1 protein-coding gene is annotated in these 542 nt (G+C 50.7%); it reads right to left on the bottom strand.

The features are described from left to right. Positions 1–524 (bottom strand): aminopeptidase (locus tag QVO97_RS00900; RefSeq protein ID WP_182429793.1); only part of this gene is annotated, 524 nt, incomplete at its 3' end. Positions 525–542 lie beyond the last annotated feature (18 nt).

The following is a 542-nucleotide window of genomic DNA, read 5'->3' as shown; positions in this document are numbered from 1 at the left end:
ATCAGAACCTCTTCCGGTGTTCCCTCGTCGAAGATAACGGTCGGATTGTACTGTACCATGTCGATATGTACGGTCGAACGTGCCGGCTGTCCATAGTAGAAGCCGTTGCCCATTGCGATGTGGCAGGTTCCTCTTGCCTTCTTCTCTTCCTCGAAGTCTCCGTTAAACATACAAGCCGGATTCAGACCAAGTCCGATCTCTGCGATGTTGTCGGAATCTTTAACTTCTGCGATCTGACGGCGGATTTCTTTACAAATCTTCGGATCGCCGCCAACTACCTCTACGATACGCCCTTTTTCGATTCTTAACTCAACCGGTGTGGTCGGGCATCCATAGTAGCAGATAGGTCCATCAATTACCAGTTTGCCATGGGTTGTGTCGATCACCGGTCCTAAGGAAACCTCGCCGTCAGACCATGCCATTGCATCGCCCGGATTTCTCGCGATACCACATTCGATGATCGGCTCCATCTGATTCATTTCCATGTACAGGTCGGTACCAGCCGGTGTGGTGATGTGAGCCATCTTATGACCTCTCCAGAT

The organism is Clostridium sp. CAG:43 (assembly GCF_000434655.1).
GTDB classification, from domain to species: Bacteria; Bacillota; Clostridia; order Lachnospirales; family Lachnospiraceae; genus Otoolea; species Otoolea fessa.
Note: the sequence above shows the minus strand (reverse complement) of the source record. Positions and strands in the feature narration are given on the sequence as shown.